The organism is Acidithiobacillus sp. HP-2, from assembly GCF_015100155.1.
GTDB lineage: Bacteria > Pseudomonadota > Gammaproteobacteria > Acidithiobacillales > Acidithiobacillaceae > Acidithiobacillus.
In genome coordinates this window covers 35,858-50,291 of sequence record NZ_JACKZA010000009.1, presented here as the reverse complement: position 1 = coordinate 50,291, position 14,434 = coordinate 35,858, and the positions used below count along the sequence as shown (strand labels likewise).

At 54.1% G+C, this 14,434-nt stretch carries 18 protein-coding genes; 11 read left to right on the top strand and 7 right to left on the bottom strand.

Annotation, left to right across the window (positions count from 1 at the left end):
• Positions 1–158: 158 nt before the first annotated feature.
• Both H7F11_RS08605 and H7F11_RS08600 read left to right on the top strand, forming a co-directional pair.
• Positions 159–1,508: a heterodisulfide reductase-related iron-sulfur binding cluster gene (locus tag H7F11_RS08605; RefSeq protein WP_010637212.1), complete on the top strand. Its 1,350-nt coding sequence runs from the start codon at positions 159–161 to the stop codon at positions 1,506–1,508.
• A 190-nt stretch (positions 1,509–1,698) separates the two neighbouring features.
• Entirely contained in the window at positions 1,699–2,001 is a 303-nt protein-coding gene (locus tag H7F11_RS08600; RefSeq protein WP_193651088.1) for a hypothetical protein, read from the top strand.
• A 39-nt stretch (positions 2,002–2,040) separates the two neighbouring features.
• On the opposite strand, the gene H7F11_RS08595 is transcribed toward H7F11_RS08600, so the two are convergent.
• Positions 2,041–2,370 (bottom strand): 4a-hydroxytetrahydrobiopterin dehydratase, encoded by a 330-nt coding sequence (locus tag H7F11_RS08595; protein ID WP_193651087.1) that lies wholly within the window; start codon positions 2,368–2,370, stop codon positions 2,041–2,043.
• 77 nt (positions 2,371–2,447) lie between these two features.
• Here H7F11_RS08595 and H7F11_RS08590 point away from each other — a divergent pair, with 77 nt between their 5' ends.
• The gene (locus H7F11_RS08590; protein ID WP_193651086.1) at positions 2,448–3,152 is read left to right on the top strand and encodes an epoxyqueuosine reductase QueH; all 705 of its coding nucleotides are present in this window, start codon (positions 2,448–2,450) and stop codon (positions 3,150–3,152) included.
• Here H7F11_RS08590 and H7F11_RS08585 read toward each other — a convergent pair.
• The 5 genes from H7F11_RS08585 to H7F11_RS08565 form a co-directional block, all read right to left on the bottom strand.
• Positions 3,107–3,667 (bottom strand): hypothetical protein, encoded by a 561-nt coding sequence (locus H7F11_RS08585; RefSeq protein ID WP_193651085.1) that lies wholly within the window; start codon positions 3,665–3,667, stop codon positions 3,107–3,109. The genes H7F11_RS08590 and H7F11_RS08585 overlap by 46 nt on opposite strands.
• Positions 3,636–4,232, bottom strand: coding sequence for a 1,6-anhydro-N-acetylmuramyl-L-alanine amidase AmpD (gene ampD / locus H7F11_RS08580; protein ID WP_227485365.1), 597 nt, complete (start codon positions 4,230–4,232; stop codon positions 3,636–3,638). The genes H7F11_RS08585 and ampD overlap by 32 nt, the downstream gene beginning before the upstream one ends.
• On the bottom strand, positions 4,229–4,564 hold the full coding sequence (locus H7F11_RS08575) for a thioredoxin family protein (RefSeq protein WP_193651084.1): 336 nt from the start codon (positions 4,562–4,564) through the stop codon (positions 4,229–4,231). The genes ampD and H7F11_RS08575 overlap by 4 nt, the downstream gene beginning before the upstream one ends.
• Positions 4,565–4,572: 8 nt before the next feature.
• A complete protein-coding gene (locus H7F11_RS08570) occupies positions 4,573–6,117 on the bottom strand; it encodes a 2-isopropylmalate synthase (RefSeq protein ID WP_193651083.1) in 1,545 nt (514 codons plus the stop codon).
• An 83-nt stretch (positions 6,118–6,200) separates the two neighbouring features.
• The gene (locus H7F11_RS08565) at positions 6,201–7,601 is read right to left on the bottom strand and encodes a sigma-54 interaction domain-containing protein (protein WP_193651082.1); all 1,401 of its coding nucleotides are present in this window, start codon (positions 7,599–7,601) and stop codon (positions 6,201–6,203) included.
• A 357-nt stretch (positions 7,602–7,958) separates the two neighbouring features.
• Here H7F11_RS08565 and H7F11_RS08560 point away from each other — a divergent pair, with 357 nt between their 5' ends.
• The 4 genes from H7F11_RS08560 to H7F11_RS08545 are packed head-to-tail and all read left to right on the top strand — an operon-like array spanning position 7,959 to position 10,592.
• On the top strand, positions 7,959–8,336 hold the full coding sequence (locus H7F11_RS08560) for a DsrE/DsrF/DrsH-like family protein (RefSeq protein ID WP_227485364.1): 378 nt from the start codon (positions 7,959–7,961) through the stop codon (positions 8,334–8,336).
• Between the two features lie 12 nt (positions 8,337–8,348).
• Positions 8,349–8,579 carry a sulfurtransferase TusA family protein gene (locus H7F11_RS08555; RefSeq protein WP_193651904.1) on the top strand — a complete coding sequence of 77 codons (231 nt, stop codon included), beginning with the start codon at positions 8,349–8,351 and terminating at the stop codon, positions 8,577–8,579.
• 58 nt (positions 8,580–8,637) lie between these two features.
• Complete coding sequence (locus tag H7F11_RS08550; RefSeq protein ID WP_193651903.1) at positions 8,638–9,777, top strand: NAD(P)/FAD-dependent oxidoreductase; 1,140 nt, start codon at positions 8,638–8,640, stop codon at positions 9,775–9,777.
• An 11-nt stretch (positions 9,778–9,788) separates the two neighbouring features.
• The gene (locus H7F11_RS08545) at positions 9,789–10,592 is read left to right on the top strand and encodes a hypothetical protein (protein WP_193651902.1); all 804 of its coding nucleotides are present in this window, start codon (positions 9,789–9,791) and stop codon (positions 10,590–10,592) included.
• Positions 10,593–10,625: 33 nt separating this feature from the next.
• Here H7F11_RS08545 and H7F11_RS08540 read toward each other — a convergent pair whose 3' ends face one another.
• Positions 10,626–10,952, bottom strand: coding sequence for a hypothetical protein (locus tag H7F11_RS08540; protein ID WP_193651901.1), 327 nt, complete (start codon positions 10,950–10,952; stop codon positions 10,626–10,628).
• 192 nt (positions 10,953–11,144) lie between these two features.
• On the opposite strand from H7F11_RS08540, the gene tnpA reads away from it, so the two are divergent.
• The 4 genes from tnpA to H7F11_RS16725 all read left to right on the top strand — a co-directional run bounded on the left by tnpA (position 11,145) and on the right by H7F11_RS16725 (position 14,262).
• Positions 11,145–11,477, top strand: a complete 333-nt coding sequence (gene tnpA / locus H7F11_RS08535; RefSeq protein WP_193650021.1) for an IS66 family insertion sequence element accessory protein TnpA — start codon at positions 11,145–11,147, stop codon at positions 11,475–11,477.
• A complete protein-coding gene (tnpB, locus tag H7F11_RS08530) occupies positions 11,468–11,815 on the top strand; it encodes an IS66 family insertion sequence element accessory protein TnpB (protein WP_065974223.1) in 348 nt (115 codons plus the stop codon). The genes tnpA and tnpB overlap by 10 nt, the downstream gene beginning before the upstream one ends.
• Positions 11,816–11,864: 49 nt before the next feature.
• Positions 11,865–13,502 carry an IS66 family transposase gene (tnpC, locus tag H7F11_RS08525; RefSeq protein WP_193650022.1) on the top strand — a complete coding sequence of 546 codons (1,638 nt, stop codon included), beginning with the start codon at positions 11,865–11,867 and terminating at the stop codon, positions 13,500–13,502.
• 607 nt (positions 13,503–14,109) lie between these two features.
• Positions 14,110–14,262, top strand: a complete 153-nt coding sequence (locus H7F11_RS16725; RefSeq protein ID WP_413773192.1) for an ATP-binding protein — start codon at positions 14,110–14,112, stop codon at positions 14,260–14,262.
• The last annotated feature ends 172 nt before the right edge of the window (positions 14,263–14,434 follow it).

Below are 14,434 nucleotides of genomic sequence, written 5' to 3'. Positions count from 1 at the left end.
CCCTGCAAATTTGTGCCTGTTCCCGCATGGTGCGGCAAGCTGAACGACAAAACCACTTTCCTTGGCAAAGGAATTATTGTGGAGCATAATAGTCAATTATATAAACAGTTAATAATGTTTATTCGCAATAGCTGGCCATTCGGCCAAGGAGTGCAGCAATGAGCGACAACAGCACGCAGCAAGGATTAGCGGGGCACGGGGCTTTTTTCCAGGACACGAACTTATCGGCCAACGAAGCGGAAGCGGCCACGGCGTGGGTACGCAGTCACGTAGACCGGCGCACCATGGACCTGGGCGAGCGTATGGACGACATTCGCGAGCACATGTGGGCACTGGAAAAAGAAGGTGAAATTATTGTTCACCGCATCACCGATGACCACAAGCCCATTGAAGTAGACACCCTCTATGGCTGGAAAAAGCGGGTACCCACCAACCAGCTCTGGCATCACAAGAGCTGCGGTCAGTGTGGTAACATTCCCGGCTATCCCACCAGCCTGCTCTGGTTCATGAACCACTTTGGCACGGATTATCTGGACGAAACCGACCAGACCTCCTGCACCGCCTGGAACTACCACGGCTCCGGCATCGGCAATGTTGAATCCCTCGCCGCCGTCTTCCTGCGCAACTTCCATCAGGCCTATGTCTCCGGCAAGCAGCACGGCTATGAAAACGGCCACTTCTTCCCGCTGGTCCACTGCGGCACCTCCTTCGGCAACTACAAGGAAATCCGCAAGTATTTGATTGAATCTGCCGAACTGCGCGAAAAGGTCAAGAAGATCCTCGGCAAGCTCGGCCGCCTGGTCGATGGCAAGATTGTCATTCCCGAAGAAGTCGTGCACTACAGTGAATGGTTGCATGTCATGCGCAACCGCATTGCCAGCGAACTGCAGACCATCGACATGAGCAACATCCGGGTGACTACCCATGCGGCCTGTCACTACTACAAGATGGTGGCGGAAGACGCGATTTACGACAACAGCATTCTCGGTGGCAATCGCACGGCAGTTGGCACCTCGGTCGCCCAGGCGCTGGGTGCGCAGGTCATCGACTATTCCACCTGGTATGACTGCTGTGGCTTTGGCTTCCGGCACATCATCTCAGAGCGCGAATTCACCCGCAGCTTCACCATGAACCGCAAGATCAAGGTCGCCCGGGAAGAAGCCAACGCCGACGTCATGATTGGCATCGACACCGGCTGTATCACCACCATGGACAAGAACCAGTGGATCGGCAAGGCCCATGACATGAACTACAGCATCCCGATCATTGCGGACGTGCAGCTGGCCGCCCTGGCCTGTGGCGCTGATCCCTTCAAGATCGTCCAGCTCCAGTGGCATGCTTCACCCTGTGAAGATCTGGTGGAAAAAATGGGCATCAGCTGGGACAAGGCCAAAGCCGACTTCCAGGAATATCTCAAACAGGTCGAGCAGGGGAATGTGGAATACCTCTACAACCCCGAACTCGCCACTAACCAACATATCAACATGAAAGCGGGCGCATCTGCCTGAGTAGTTGAAAGAGCATCACGCTGATAAAACCCCGCCTTGCTGCGGGGTTTTTTATTAACATACGAAATCTATCCGGGCATGGAATACTTCAATCCCCAAAAAACTCCCCTTCAGGTACCTTTTTCGAGTATGCTTAAGCACGCTCGCCCGAACAGGCGATGAAATGATCCGTTTTGACAGGAGGAAGACCGTGGACAGCAAGGCTCTCAATACTCGTTGCGTAGAACTTTTTCAGAATCCCAACGTCCGTCTGCGCATGTGGAATGCGCGGATGTTCTGGCATGTAGGTGATCAGATGAATGTAGCACCTGCCGCCCTGACTGATCCCAAAGTTGACACCTGCGAGCTGGAAGTCATGCTCAGTGCTGCCGCTCTGACCAATTCAGAATGTGCTGCAGAACTGGACAAAAAGGAACCCGGCCGCTCTGCATTCATTCAGCGTCAGGTTCGCGAAGGCATGCGCCCTCTGCTGCGTCCTGCCAACAACGCCTGATACGGGCATCAATGCAGGCTGCTGGAATGAAACATTGTCTCATTCCAGCAGTTGATTCACCTGTGCGGCACAAATAAAATCATTTTCGGTGATCCCCTTTACGGAATGGGTGGAGTATCGTAGCAGGCAGTATCCATAGCCTATTTCCATGTCTGGATGATGATTTTCACGATCAGCAATCCACGCTACAGCATTCACGAAAGCCATGGTTTCGTAAAAGTTTTTGAATTGAAAATCCCTGCATAAACTGCCCTGCTCCAGGCGCCATCCGGATACACTCCCAATACGCCCGGTAACTTTATCATCCGCAAGTTTCTCGACACCGCCTTCACAAGCCTGACATTTTCCCTGTCGCAAATCGCTGGACATCGCTAAACTCCTTTTTGGCAAACAGACTGATGAGTTGTATGATTGTCATCAGCATAGTGCTTTTTCAGGTATCATTCATGTCCAAAAAAACGCCGCCCTCACCATTGCAGACGCCCGACGGCAGTACGCATATTCTCCTGCACTCCTGCTGTGCACCTTGTGCTGGTCCCATCATGGATGATATTCGCAAAGCTGGCATCGAATTTACGGTGCTGTTTTACAATCCGAACATTCACCCGCAGGCAGAATATGAATTGCGCAAGGAAGAAAATATCCGCTATGCCGGGGCATTGGGCGTGCCTTTCATTGACCTCGATTATGACAAGGACAACTGGTTTGCCCGGGTGAAAGGTCTGGAATGGGAACCGGAGCGCGGCGAGCGCTGCACTGCCTGTTTCGACATGCGCTTTGAGCGCTCGGCGCTGTATGCAGCAGAGCATGGCTTCAGCGTCTTCAGCAGCACCCTGGGGATATCGCGCTGGAAAGACATGGACCAGATCAATGCCTGTGGTGTCCGGGCTGCAGACCGCCATGAAGGACTGCAATATTGGGATTACAATTGGCGCAAGGGCGGTGGCAGTGCCCGCATGATTGAAATAGCCAAGCAGGAACGATTTTACCAGCAGGAATACTGCGGGTGTGTCTACTCCCTGCGTGATACCAACATGCACCGTCTGAGCCAGGGCCGCGAAAAAATTATTCGTGGCATCAAATTCTATGGCAAAGACAGCGTCCGTCAGGAAGAAGCCGGTGATTTATCCAGAGGCATCAATAACACGTAATGATTACCCGGACCCAGCATTTCAAACAAGGGATAGTGTAGAGGGATTCCTCGGGCCTTTCCCCAGTCACTCAGGGCGGAATAGGCTTTCCACGAAGCGATGGCCGCATTTGCGCTCACCTCCACCCTTGCCACCCTCTGTGCGGGCCAGTCTCCCGTTAACCATCCCGGTGGCGTCGCATCGCCGGCATTTATCAGATAGCCGATCCGCGCTTTAACCATCGCATCTCCGCCGCTACCGCTTTCATTTTCCATCATCGTGATTTCAGGATGCCCGCGTAAATTGGCGGGCAACTGCGGCGATAATTTGCCTCTGGCCTTGACCATCTGCCGATAAGTGCCCTGGAAATTATGATAAATATACGCGTGAGCCACTCCGGTTTCTTCAAGCACTTGGGCGGAATGAAATACGCCCAGCCACCACAGGGTTCCCAATACCAGCAGAACAAATACGACCAGGGGTCCAGCCCAGCCACGTCGCCAGTCACGTTTTGGTGCTTCTCTGATCTCCGCCATGCGCTGCATATACCTCTGTAAAATAGTCCCAGGAAAAGCCCGGACCGGGATCCCATTTGCGCCCGGGCGCAATGTCCGCGTGACCGACAATCCGTTCTCGCGTTATCGCCGGAAACAGTTTTTGCAGATCCCGGCTTAAAGCGGCCAGACGTTGATATTGAATGGGCAGAAATTTGCTGGATGCACTACCTTCCAGCTCTACACCGACACTGTAATCATTGCAGGCAGAACGGCCTTGCCATGAAGATACGCCTGCATGCCAGGCGCGATCCCAGACACTCACATGCTGCCAAAGCTTACCATCCCGTTCAATGAAAAAATGTGCAGACACCCGCAAGTTTCTTAACTGTTCATAATAAGGATCACGGTCAAAATCCAGACAGCCCATAAAAAATCGTGGCACTTCGCCACTCCCAAACTGTTCTGGAGGCAAACTGATGGCATGAACAACCAGCAGATCAATATCTACACCCACAGGCCTTTGATCAAAATAGGACGAGGGTGCAGCATGCACCTTGGCGTGCCAGCCCGCCGCGTTCCAGGGATAAGGCAGATCAGGATTCAAGGAAGTTCTTCAGGAGGGAGATCAGCATGCGCGTTCAGCCACTGTTCCAGAGCATGGACCCGCGCCTCAACCTGAATCGGACGCTGATATTGGCCATTACGAAACAGAAACAGGGCGGGCAGGTGATACACTTCAAATTCCCGGGTAATGCCCATATCAATGCCGGCATCGATCTCCCAAACCTGCAGACCACTCCGGCTCTCTTCCAGATTTTTCAGCAGCCGCCGCCAGATCCGACAGGAGTGACAGCCTGCAGAGCTGAAAAATAAAATGACTTCACCCCGGGTTTCCGCCATACGCTGCCAAAAACCCAGTTCAGAAACGGTTTTCATTGCTGAGTTTAAAGTTGCGGATGCTGGCGATGTGACGGACCCTGCAAACGATTCATCGCCGAAAGGTAAGCTTTGGCACTGGCCACGACAATATCGGTATCGGCGCCCTGACCATTGACGGCCCGACCACTGGCGTCCTGCAGACGCACGGTCACATCACCCTGGGCATCCGTACCCGTGGTAATGGCATTGACCGAATAGAGCAGTAAACGGGTTTCACTGTTCAGAATACTTTCCATGGCCTGGAATGCCGCATCTACCGGCCCGCCACCCACTGCCTTGGCCGTTTTGGCCACCCCGTCCACCCAGACTTCCACAGTGGCTTCGGGATGCGTACCCATTTCCGAGCAAACCCGCAAATAACCCAGACGATAATGTTCAGCCTGCTCTTCCTGCAGATCTTCGTTGACCAGCGCCTGCAGGTCTTCATCAAATATTTCTGCCTTGCGGTCGGCAAGATCCTTGAAGCGGGCAAAAACCTGATCCAGCGTATCTTTTTCCAGATGAATACCCAACGCCTCCAGACGCGCACGGACCGCCGCCCGGCCGGAAAGTTTTCCCAGCGTCATGCGATTGGCCGACCAGCCCACATCTTCCGCACGCATGATCTCATAGGTCTCCCGATGCTTGAGCACACCATCCTGGTGAATGCCTGACTCATGGGCAAAAGCATTAGCCCCGACAATGGCCTTGTTGGGCTGGACCGGAAAGCCGGTAATGGTAGACACCAGCTTGCTGGTAGCCACAATCTGGCTGGTATCAATGCGGGTATCACAGACAAAAGCATCTTGCCGCGTACGCACCGCCATCACGATTTCTTCAAGGGCGGCATTACCCGCCCTTTCACCCAGACCGTTGATCGTGCATTCAACCTGTCGGGCACCATGCTGCACGGCAGACAGGGAGTTGGCCACTGCCAGGCCCAGATCATTGTGGCAATGTACCGAAAAAATGGCTTGATCGGCGTTGGGAATCCGGTTGCGCAAATTGGCAATCAACTGACCAAAGCGATCCGGCAGATTATAACCAACGGTGTCAGGAATATTGATGGTACGGGCTCCCGCCTGAATGACCGCTTCAATCACCCGGCACAGAAAATCCTCCTCGGAACGGCCCGCATCTTCCGCTGAAAACTCCACATCATCACAATACTGCCGCGCCAGTTTTACCGCAGCCACCGCACGTTCCAGGACCTGTTCCGGACTCATCCGCAATTTTGCCTGCATATGAATCGGGCTGGTGGCAATGAACGTGTGAATACGTGCAGCATTGGCTTCCTTCAACGCCTCACCGGCACGGCGAATGTCTTCATCCCGCGCGCGCGACAACCCGCATATCCGACTTTCCCGTACGGTCCTGGCGATAGCCTGCACGGCGGCAAAATCTCCGGGGCTGGCGACCGGAAAGCCTGCTTCAATGACATCCACCTGCAAGCGTTCCAAGGCCTGGGCAATGCGCAACTTTTCATCGCGGGTCATGGAAGCGCCCGGAGATTGCTCGCCGTCGCGCAAGGTAGTGTCAAAAATAATCAAATGCTCTTTGGACGTTGTCATAGCCTGTGTCTCCCAATCAATTGGGAAGATTGTACCCCGCTACCAACAATTAACGAAGACAATGCACTTTCTTCGTGAATGATTCAGGCGTCTCGCCGCAACCAACGATAAACAGTGCGCTCACTAACCCCCAGAGTTTCAGCCACCCGTCGCCGGTTGCCTTGATATTGCCGCAACAAAGCCTCCAGATCATCCGGCTGCGCGCCACCGCGCGGCACGGATGCCACAGTTCCAAAATCTCTCACGGCACCCGGCGAAGAGACAGCATGCGCCGCAAACACTGGACTGGCTCCCGTAAAATTCAGATGACTTGCCTGAATAACCGGCCCATCCGCCAGTGCCGCCGCTTTTTGCAGAATATTGCGCAATTCCCGAACATTTCCCGGAAAATCGTAAGTAAACAGGCGCCGTTCTGCCTCTTTCGACAGCGTCCACTGCCCCCCCCAACTTTTACCAATGCGTTCCAGCAACACCGCAGCAATACCCGCAATATCATCACGACGATCCCGCAAGGGCGGTAAATCAATAGTAATAGCTGCGAGACGATAATATAAATCCTCCCGAAATTGTCTCTGCCCCGCCATTTCCAATAAATTACGGTTGGTCGCCGCGATAATACGCACATCGGCATGCAAGGTCTCTGAACCCCCCAAACGCCGGAAGCTCCCGGTTTCCAGAACCCGTAATAATTTAGCCTGCATACTTAAGGGTAATTCCCCCACCTCATCCAGAAACAGGGTTCCCCGGTCGGCCATTTCATACAGTCCACGCTTACGCCCCAGACAACCGGTGAAAGCCCCTCTTTCATGGCCCAGTATTTCACTTTCAAAAAGTGTTTCAGGCAGCGACGCACAATCCACGGTAATAAATGCTTCAGATGCCCGTGCAGAAAATTGATGGAGTGCGCTGGCTGCCAACTCCTTACCAACTCCACTTTCACCATAAAGTAAAATAGTGGCATCTGTACGGCCCGCCATTTCAATGTGATGCAGGCATTTCATGAATGCCGGAGAACGGCCCACCATGCGCATGTCACCACAGGTAATGGCTTCATCCTGATGCGGCAAGCGAATGATTTCCTCGCCAAGATAGGTATTCCCTTCCTGATCTTTGATGGCATGTCCACGAATACGGACATGTTCAGCATGATTCTTATGATCATAATGAATGTGCCGGACATCGTGGGCTTCTCCTGTCGTAAAAACAGCCTGATGGGGACAATCTTCTCCACGCATATGGCAAGGCACCGGCGAATGATGGGAAATTTCATGACAGCAACGCCCAATTATCTCATCTGCTTGCACGCCATAGGCCTCCTGATAGGCCCGGTTCGCTGCAATAATCCGGTACTGGTCATCAATCAAAACCATCGGGTTCTGCTGAATATTCAAAACACTCTGAACATCCAGACCAGTTGCTGACTTGTGCTTTTGCGTGGGCTTATGCACATCAGGAGTAGTACGGTCACGATTCTGCATATCCATAATCTGCCTCGGTGTCTGGTCGGCCACTGCTTTTACAGGCTGAACGCGTTGTTTCGTAAATAATACGCATCTTCTTTCTTTTTGGATGCAAAAAAATTTCTATTACCATAACTTGATTATATTTGTTTATGAACAAGATTTTCTGTTTGTCAGCGCATGTCATGACATGTCATGACACTTTTCCATCTGCCGCGATATAAAAATGAGCAAGCAATACAGTTAATTAGATTATTCTTAATTTTTAATTATCTAGCGTGATAAACGGTTTAGCTTCAATTTATTAACACTTATACAGGCTGGCATATTTACTGCTATTGCTAACGCATTCACATACGATCGGGAGACACAATGTCAGGCATGTACATCATTTGTTTAAGCGGCGAGCGCGAGAAGTTGCAATTTGCCGCCATGGCGGCGTCCGTAGCGGCGGTATCCGGAACCGACGTCCATATTTTTCTGTCGATGAACGCCTTCCCCTACTTTGTGAAGGGCCATAGCAAGGAGGCGCCCGCTGAAGGCAAGCTGGGAGAAGTCATGGCCGAACGTAAGGTGCCTCCCTTCTACCAGATCTTCGAGCAGGCAGTGGAACTGGGCGATGCCAAAATCTGGGCCTGCTCCATGGCTATGGATGTCCTCGACGTCAAAGAAGATGGCATGGAAGAAATCGTGGCCGGGCCTCTGGGCCTGACCAAATTCCTGAGTGACGCCGAAGGCGGTCAGATTCTGACTTTTTAAAAGGAGGAGCACATGAGTGAACGCGTCGTAGATGCCCGTGGCAGTTTTTGTCCGGGGCCGCTGATGGAACTGATTTCCAACATAAAAATGATGCAGGTCGGGGACACCCTGGAATTGCTGTCCACGGATACCGGTTCGGCGGCAGATGTGCCGGAGTGGGTCAAAAAAGTTGGTCACGAAATGGTGGATACTGAGCAGGACGGCGAAGGCACCTGGCACATCCGGGTCCGCAAGGCCAAGTAGAAGCACAAACAACCGCAGGCGCAAAACCCTGGCGTAAAACCCTAAGGAGAGTGACATCATGAGAATTCTGGTCGTAGGTGGCGGTATGGGCGGTACCATTTTTGCCAATCATCTGGCACGGCGTATCCACCATGAAATGAAAACCGGCAAGGCGCGCATTACGATGCTGTCTGCCAGTCATGAGCATGTGTATCAACCCGGCTGGTTGTATGTCGCCATGGGTCGGGCAACGCCCGATGAACTGGTCCGCGAACAGCAAAGCCTGCTGGAGCCGGGGATTGAATTTCATGTGGATCCGGTTGAAGAATTTCATCTGGCCGAAAATCACGTCAAATGCAAAAGCGGCAAGGTGCATGAGTACGACCTGATCGTGATTTCGACCGGTTCGCGTCCCCTGCCCGAGAAAATTCCCGGTCTCAAGGAAAATTCCATTAACTGCTATACCGCAGAAAATGCCGTGGACTTCTTCAAGCAACTGTCGGATTTCAAGGGTGGGCGTATCGTGATCACCGTCGGGCTGCCGCACAAGTGCCCGATGATCCCCCTGGAGATCACCTTCGCGATGCATGACTTCATCAAGGATCGCGGCCTGCTGGACAAGACCGAGTTCTATTACACTTACCCCATTGGCCGGGTGCACAGTCTGGAGAATGTGGCCAAGTGGGCGGCGCCGGAATTTGACCGGATGGGCATCAAATACGAAACCCTGTTCAACATGAAGGAAGTGGATGGCAAGAATGCCCAGGTGCTGAGCGAAGAAGGCGGCGCGGTGAAATACGATCTGCTGGTGGCGGTGCCGCCCCATAAGGGTCAGGAGGTCATCGAGAAAAATGGTCTGGGCGAAAACGGCTGGATTCCCACCAATCGCTCTTCCCTGCACATGGAAGGGGAGCATGGCAAGAATGTTCTGGTGCTGGGGGATACCACCAATTTGCCCATCAGTAAGGCGGGTTCAACGGCCCACTTCGAAGCGGAAACCGCTGCCGAGAATGTGGCGGCGGTCCTCAAGATGGGACGGCCTGTGCGCAGTTATGATGGCAAGGTGTTCTGCTTTATTGAGGCGGGCAAGGATCGGGCAACGTATGCCATGTTCGATTATAAAACCCCGCCCCAGCCGAAAGCGCCTACCGGAGCCGTACATGCCTTCAAGATGTCCTATAACAAACTCTATTGGGCAACTGCCCGTGGTTTACTCTGAGGAGGTGACGTATGGCTGCGGTCCTGGCAGAAACTTCTGAAGATGAGCTGCAACGCGCCCAAGAGGCCCTGGTCCATCTGGTGCAGAACGGGGATCTCGAACGCATTGTGCACCTGGCACGGCTGAGTGGTGCGGCAGCAGACTCCATGAGTGATGAAATGGTGGGTCGTCTGGCGGGGTTGGCCAGCGACGGTCTGGATCTGGTGGATCAGGTCACCCGCAGCCAGGTGGCGCGGGCCCTGCCGGCCATCAGTTCCCTGGTGGAAAACGGCGATCTGGAGCGCATCGTGCAACTGGCGCGGCTGAGTGGGGCCGCTGCCGATTCCATGAGTGATGAAATGGTGGGTCGTCTGGCGGGTCTGGCCAGCGATGGTATGGATTTACTGGATCGGGTGAACCGCAGTCAGGTGGTCCATGCCTTACCGGCCATCAGCTCTCTGGTGGAAAACGGCGATCTGGAGCGTATCGTCCATCTGGCCCGGATGGCGGGGGCCGCCGGTGATTCCATGAGTGATGAGATGGTCTCGCGTCTGGCCACGTTGGCGACCGATGCCATGTGCCTGCTCGACCGGGCAACGCGAACCGGGGTCATGGACCGTTTGCTCGCCGTCGCTGAAAAAATGGATCAGGATCATATCCTCACCGATTTCCTGCACTGCCTCAGTGGTGCCACTGAGGAGGCCGCCAGCGCCCCCGCGCCCAAGGGGGGAATCACCGGACTCTGGGACATGATGAAAAAACCGGAAACCCAGCAAACCATCCAGTTCCTCATGCTTGTCGGCAAACATTTCCGTTCCTGCCGACTCAGACACTGATCATGAGGTAACTTTTTACCGTTTTAAAGTGTTCTACTCGCCCCGCTTGTAGCCCCTGATGTTCAGGGGCTTTTTTACCGGAAGATGTAGTGCGTGTGCTAAATTCGTACCTGTGCCAAACTGATCAGCACCGACATGAACACCGATATTTAACCAGTTCGTCAGGTAATAATAAACGCCCAGTTTTTCACGATATTCAGTCGTCGATAAGTATACGGTCGAGTGCGTATCGTTATTGTTGTTATATTGCGCGTATCCTTGTCGATAATAAGAAATATCAGCGCTTGGCATAACCACCAACCGATTGACAGGAGACCATTGTAATGCCGCTCCTCCACCAAGATCGTACCCGAACTTCAAATCAGCCCGGTTCCCGGGATTTCGCAGACTGGTACCGGAGTATTGCTCCTGTAGCACAGCGGCAAGACGTACGTATGGAATGATGTCTAAATCGCTGTTCAGAGGGATGATCCGTAAGCGTCTAAGCAACCCACCTTCCCAAATTTTCTGTCCTGACTGATCCTGATCTGCATTCAGCGCGGAGGGATGGGGATGAAGAAAGCAGAGAAAGTCGCTTATTGGCGGCAACAAGTGGATGCCTTTCAGGCGAGCGGCCTTACGGTTAAGCATTATTGTGCGCAGACGGGGATCGCCGTTGCCACGCTGCATTACTGGCGCAAACGCTTTGCTGATTCTGAGAGTAGGCCTTTGCTGGCCGCCGTGCCCGAAGGGTTTTTGCCGGTGACTCTGGCTGCACCGGTCAGGACGCCTGTTTCACCGGTAGAAATTCACCTGCTCTCCGGTCGGAGCCTGAAGCTTGCGGCACCGGTAGATACCCACTGGCTCCAGACCCTGGTGCAGATTCTGGAAAGACCATGTGGCTAAGTTCGAGCAGCCGGATTTGGCTCGCGGCAGCGCCCGTGGATATGCGCCTGGGCTTTGATGGCCTGGCGGCCAAGGTGCAGGGGGTATTGGCTGCCGATCCTTTTTGCGGTCATGCTTTTGTCTTTCGCAACCGCCGGGGGGATCGTCTGAAATTATTACTGTGGGATGGACTGGGCTTCTGGCTGGTGTATCGCCGTCTGGATCAGGGGCGACTCCATTGGCCCCGCGCTGATGCCGACGCCCTGGAACTCTCTGCTGCGCAGTGGGCGATGCTGGTAGAGGGGCGCCCGTGGACGCCGTTACCGAGCCTGGAAAAATGCACACCAAAACTACTGTAAGTGACTGGAATTGCTTGTATAAAGACACCATTTCTGGTACTATTTTTCCATGATTTCAACGACTCCCGTACCTCTTCCCACCAGCCCGGACGCTTTGCGCGATCTGGTGTTGAGCCTGCTGCAACAACAGGAGGAACAAGAGGCAGAACGCACCCGGATCATCGCTCAACAGCAAGCGGCCATCGCCCTGCGCGATGAAACCATTGCCCGCCTGGAAAGCACCATCGCCAAACTGCAGCGCTGGCGATTCGGTCGCCGTTCGGAAAAACTCTCTCCCGACCAGATCAGTCTCTGGCAAGAAACGTTGGATACCGAAATCGCGGCGATGGAAAGCCTCCTCGAAACCGTTCTGGAAGACAGCGCAGCCGTGACCGCTGGTCGTGCAGAGGGAGCAGCCGCCGATGCGCAGGCCGTAACGCTCCCTGCCCATCCCGTACGCCGCCACCCCGGCCGCATGGCGATCCCCGCCCACCTGCCCCGGGTGGAAGTGCATCACGATCCCAAGACGTGCACGTGCGCGCAATGTGGGGGGCCACTCGAAACCATCGGAGAAGAGATCAGCGAAAAGCTGGATTATATCCCCGGACGCTTCCAGGTGATTCGCCACATCCGCCCCAAACTGGCCTGCCGCCCCTGCGGTACCCTTGAAAGTCCGGCATTACCGGCCCAGGTGATTGACAAGGGCTTGCCCACGGCGCGCCTGGTGGCTCAGGTGATGACGGCGAAACATGTCGATCATCTGCCTTTGTACCGGCAGGAAACCCAGTACCAGCGAGCGGGCGTACCGATCTCACGCGCTACCCTCTGCAGTTGGCTGGGTCAGGGCGAGTACTGGATCAGCCTGCTCGCCGAAGCCTGCAAAATGGCCTTGCTGGAAGGAAAGATTCTGCACGCCGACGAGACGCCCTTGCCGGTCCTCAACCCCGGCAGCGGCAAGACGGGCAAAGCTTATCTCTGGGTGTATCGCAGTCAGGCGGATGCCCCGCATCCCATCGTGATCTTTGATTACGCCCCGGACCGTAAGGGCATTCACCCGCAGCACTTTCTGGGCGACTGGCAAGGCATCCTCCAGACCGATGACTATGGGGGCTATGATGCCCTCTACCGCAAGGAACAAGTCACAGAAGCCGGATGCTGGGCGCATGTCCGCCGCCACTTCTATGACGTGGAACAGCGCGGCCCCAGTCCGGTAGCCCAGAAGGCGTTGGCCTGGATCGCCAAACTCTACGCCATTGAGACGGAGATCAAGGCATCGCCACCGGATCAGAAAGTGGTCGCCCGGCAGCAGCGTGCTGGCCCCCTGCTGGAAGCCTTCCATATCTGGCTCACGGAAACCCAGATGCAGGTGGCACCGAAAAGTGGCATCGCTAAAGCCATCGGCTATGCGCTGAAGCGTTGGAAGGGGCTGACGCTGTACCTCGAAGAAGGTCAGCTCAGCATCGACAATAATCCGGTAGAGCGGGCGCTGCGGGGTGTGGCCATTGGTCGCAAGAATTTCTTGTTCGTGGGCAATGACGCTGGTGGTGAACGGGCCGCGTCCTTCTACAGCATCATCGAAACGTGCAAGCTTAACGGTATCGAGCCCTTCGCGTACCTCTGTGATGTCCTCGAAAAGCTCCCGACCTGGCCCAACAAAAAACTCCACGAACTCTTGCCGTGGAACTGGAAAAAATCTGCATTAGCCTGATTGGCGCCAATCCGCAAGGGTGGGTTCGCTGAACGCTTACGATGATCCAGCCAGGCATAAAGTTAAATGAGTATCTATCTGCTTTAAGGCCATCGATTTTCCCGAAGGCCAGGCGCGCAGAGTCTCCAAGGTAAAAATCTCCAATACGAGAGCTTCCACCCAAACGTATCTGTGGGATCGTACCACCATCAGAACCTGAGTAGGTCAAACCACCGAAGCTGAGGTTCTCGGTACCATAGTACGTATTTAATGTTTTTCCGAGTCCATCAGAAGCGTAGGCAGCCGATGAGATCGGGAGAATAATGGCAAGTACAGCGGCTACGCCTACTCTGGAAACTGTTTCTGATGGGTTCGACAGTATGCCCGCCCACCAAATTGGTCTTTGCACTCAAAACAAAAATATGCGGCCTTTAATGCCGAGCGGCTGCAGCATTTTCTCAGGTTTTACACTCGGTATGGGTCCTGACACAGAGCGTAGGGATGTTTACCGGATCAGATTTTCCGCGTGCGTTATCGCCATCTCCCGGAAACTTTTCGATAGGCGCGGGTCCTGTGCTGCATTTGACCAAAACAAAGTGGCTAAATCCTGTGCCATAGAAACTAATTCGTGCGCTATCGGATAGGCCTGGATCGATCTGAAATCGGGCAGCAGGGCACCTTGACCACGGCGCTTCTCGATCGACTGACCCACCACTGCGATATTCTGGAGACCGGAAACGATTCTTACCGGTTCAAAAAACGTCGCAGCCACCCTCTCTAAAACTGGTCAAAAATATACGCTGTTACTTGGTCATTTTTAAACGCTGTTTGACAATCAGACGGGACAATGTGGGGCGCAAGATTCGCAGGCGCCCGCACAGGGTCTGTCCGGTTTGTGATCCAGTGTGCAGCAAACGGATAAGTTGCGGGATTCGGGTTGGCATTTCGGCATA

Bases quoted from the DNA above. Each gene is read 5' to 3' on its own strand.
- H7F11_RS08605 (WP_010637212.1), top strand. From the start codon at position 159: ATGAGCGACAACAGCACGCAGCAAGGATTAGCGGGGCACGGGGCTTTT.
- H7F11_RS08595 (WP_193651087.1), bottom strand. From the start codon at position 2,370: ATGTCCAGCGATTTGCGACAGGGAAAATGTCAGGCTTGTGAAGGCGGT.
- H7F11_RS08590 (WP_193651086.1), top strand. From the start codon at position 2,448: ATGTCCAAAAAAACGCCGCCCTCACCATTGCAGACGCCCGACGGCAGT.
- H7F11_RS08585 (WP_193651085.1), bottom strand. From the start codon at position 3,667: ATGGCGGAGATCAGAGAAGCACCAAAACGTGACTGGCGACGTGGCTGG.
- H7F11_RS08575 (WP_193651084.1), bottom strand. From the start codon at position 4,564: ATGAAAACCGTTTCTGAACTGGGTTTTTGGCAGCGTATGGCGGAAACC.
- H7F11_RS08570 (WP_193651083.1), bottom strand. From the start codon at position 6,117: ATGACAACGTCCAAAGAGCATTTGATTATTTTTGACACTACCTTGCGC.
- H7F11_RS08565 (WP_193651082.1), bottom strand. From the start codon at position 7,601: ATGGATATGCAGAATCGTGACCGTACTACTCCTGATGTGCATAAGCCC.
- H7F11_RS08560 (WP_227485364.1), top strand. From the start codon at position 7,959: ATGTACATCATTTGTTTAAGCGGCGAGCGCGAGAAGTTGCAATTTGCC.
- H7F11_RS08555 (WP_193651904.1), top strand. From the start codon at position 8,349: ATGAGTGAACGCGTCGTAGATGCCCGTGGCAGTTTTTGTCCGGGGCCG.
- H7F11_RS08550 (WP_193651903.1), top strand. From the start codon at position 8,638: ATGAGAATTCTGGTCGTAGGTGGCGGTATGGGCGGTACCATTTTTGCC.
- H7F11_RS08545 (WP_193651902.1), top strand. From the start codon at position 9,789: ATGGCTGCGGTCCTGGCAGAAACTTCTGAAGATGAGCTGCAACGCGCC.
- tnpA (WP_193650021.1), top strand. From the start codon at position 11,145: ATGAAGAAAGCAGAGAAAGTCGCTTATTGGCGGCAACAAGTGGATGCC.
- tnpB (WP_065974223.1), top strand. From the start codon at position 11,468: ATGTGGCTAAGTTCGAGCAGCCGGATTTGGCTCGCGGCAGCGCCCGTG.
- tnpC (WP_193650022.1), top strand. From the start codon at position 11,865: ATGATTTCAACGACTCCCGTACCTCTTCCCACCAGCCCGGACGCTTTG.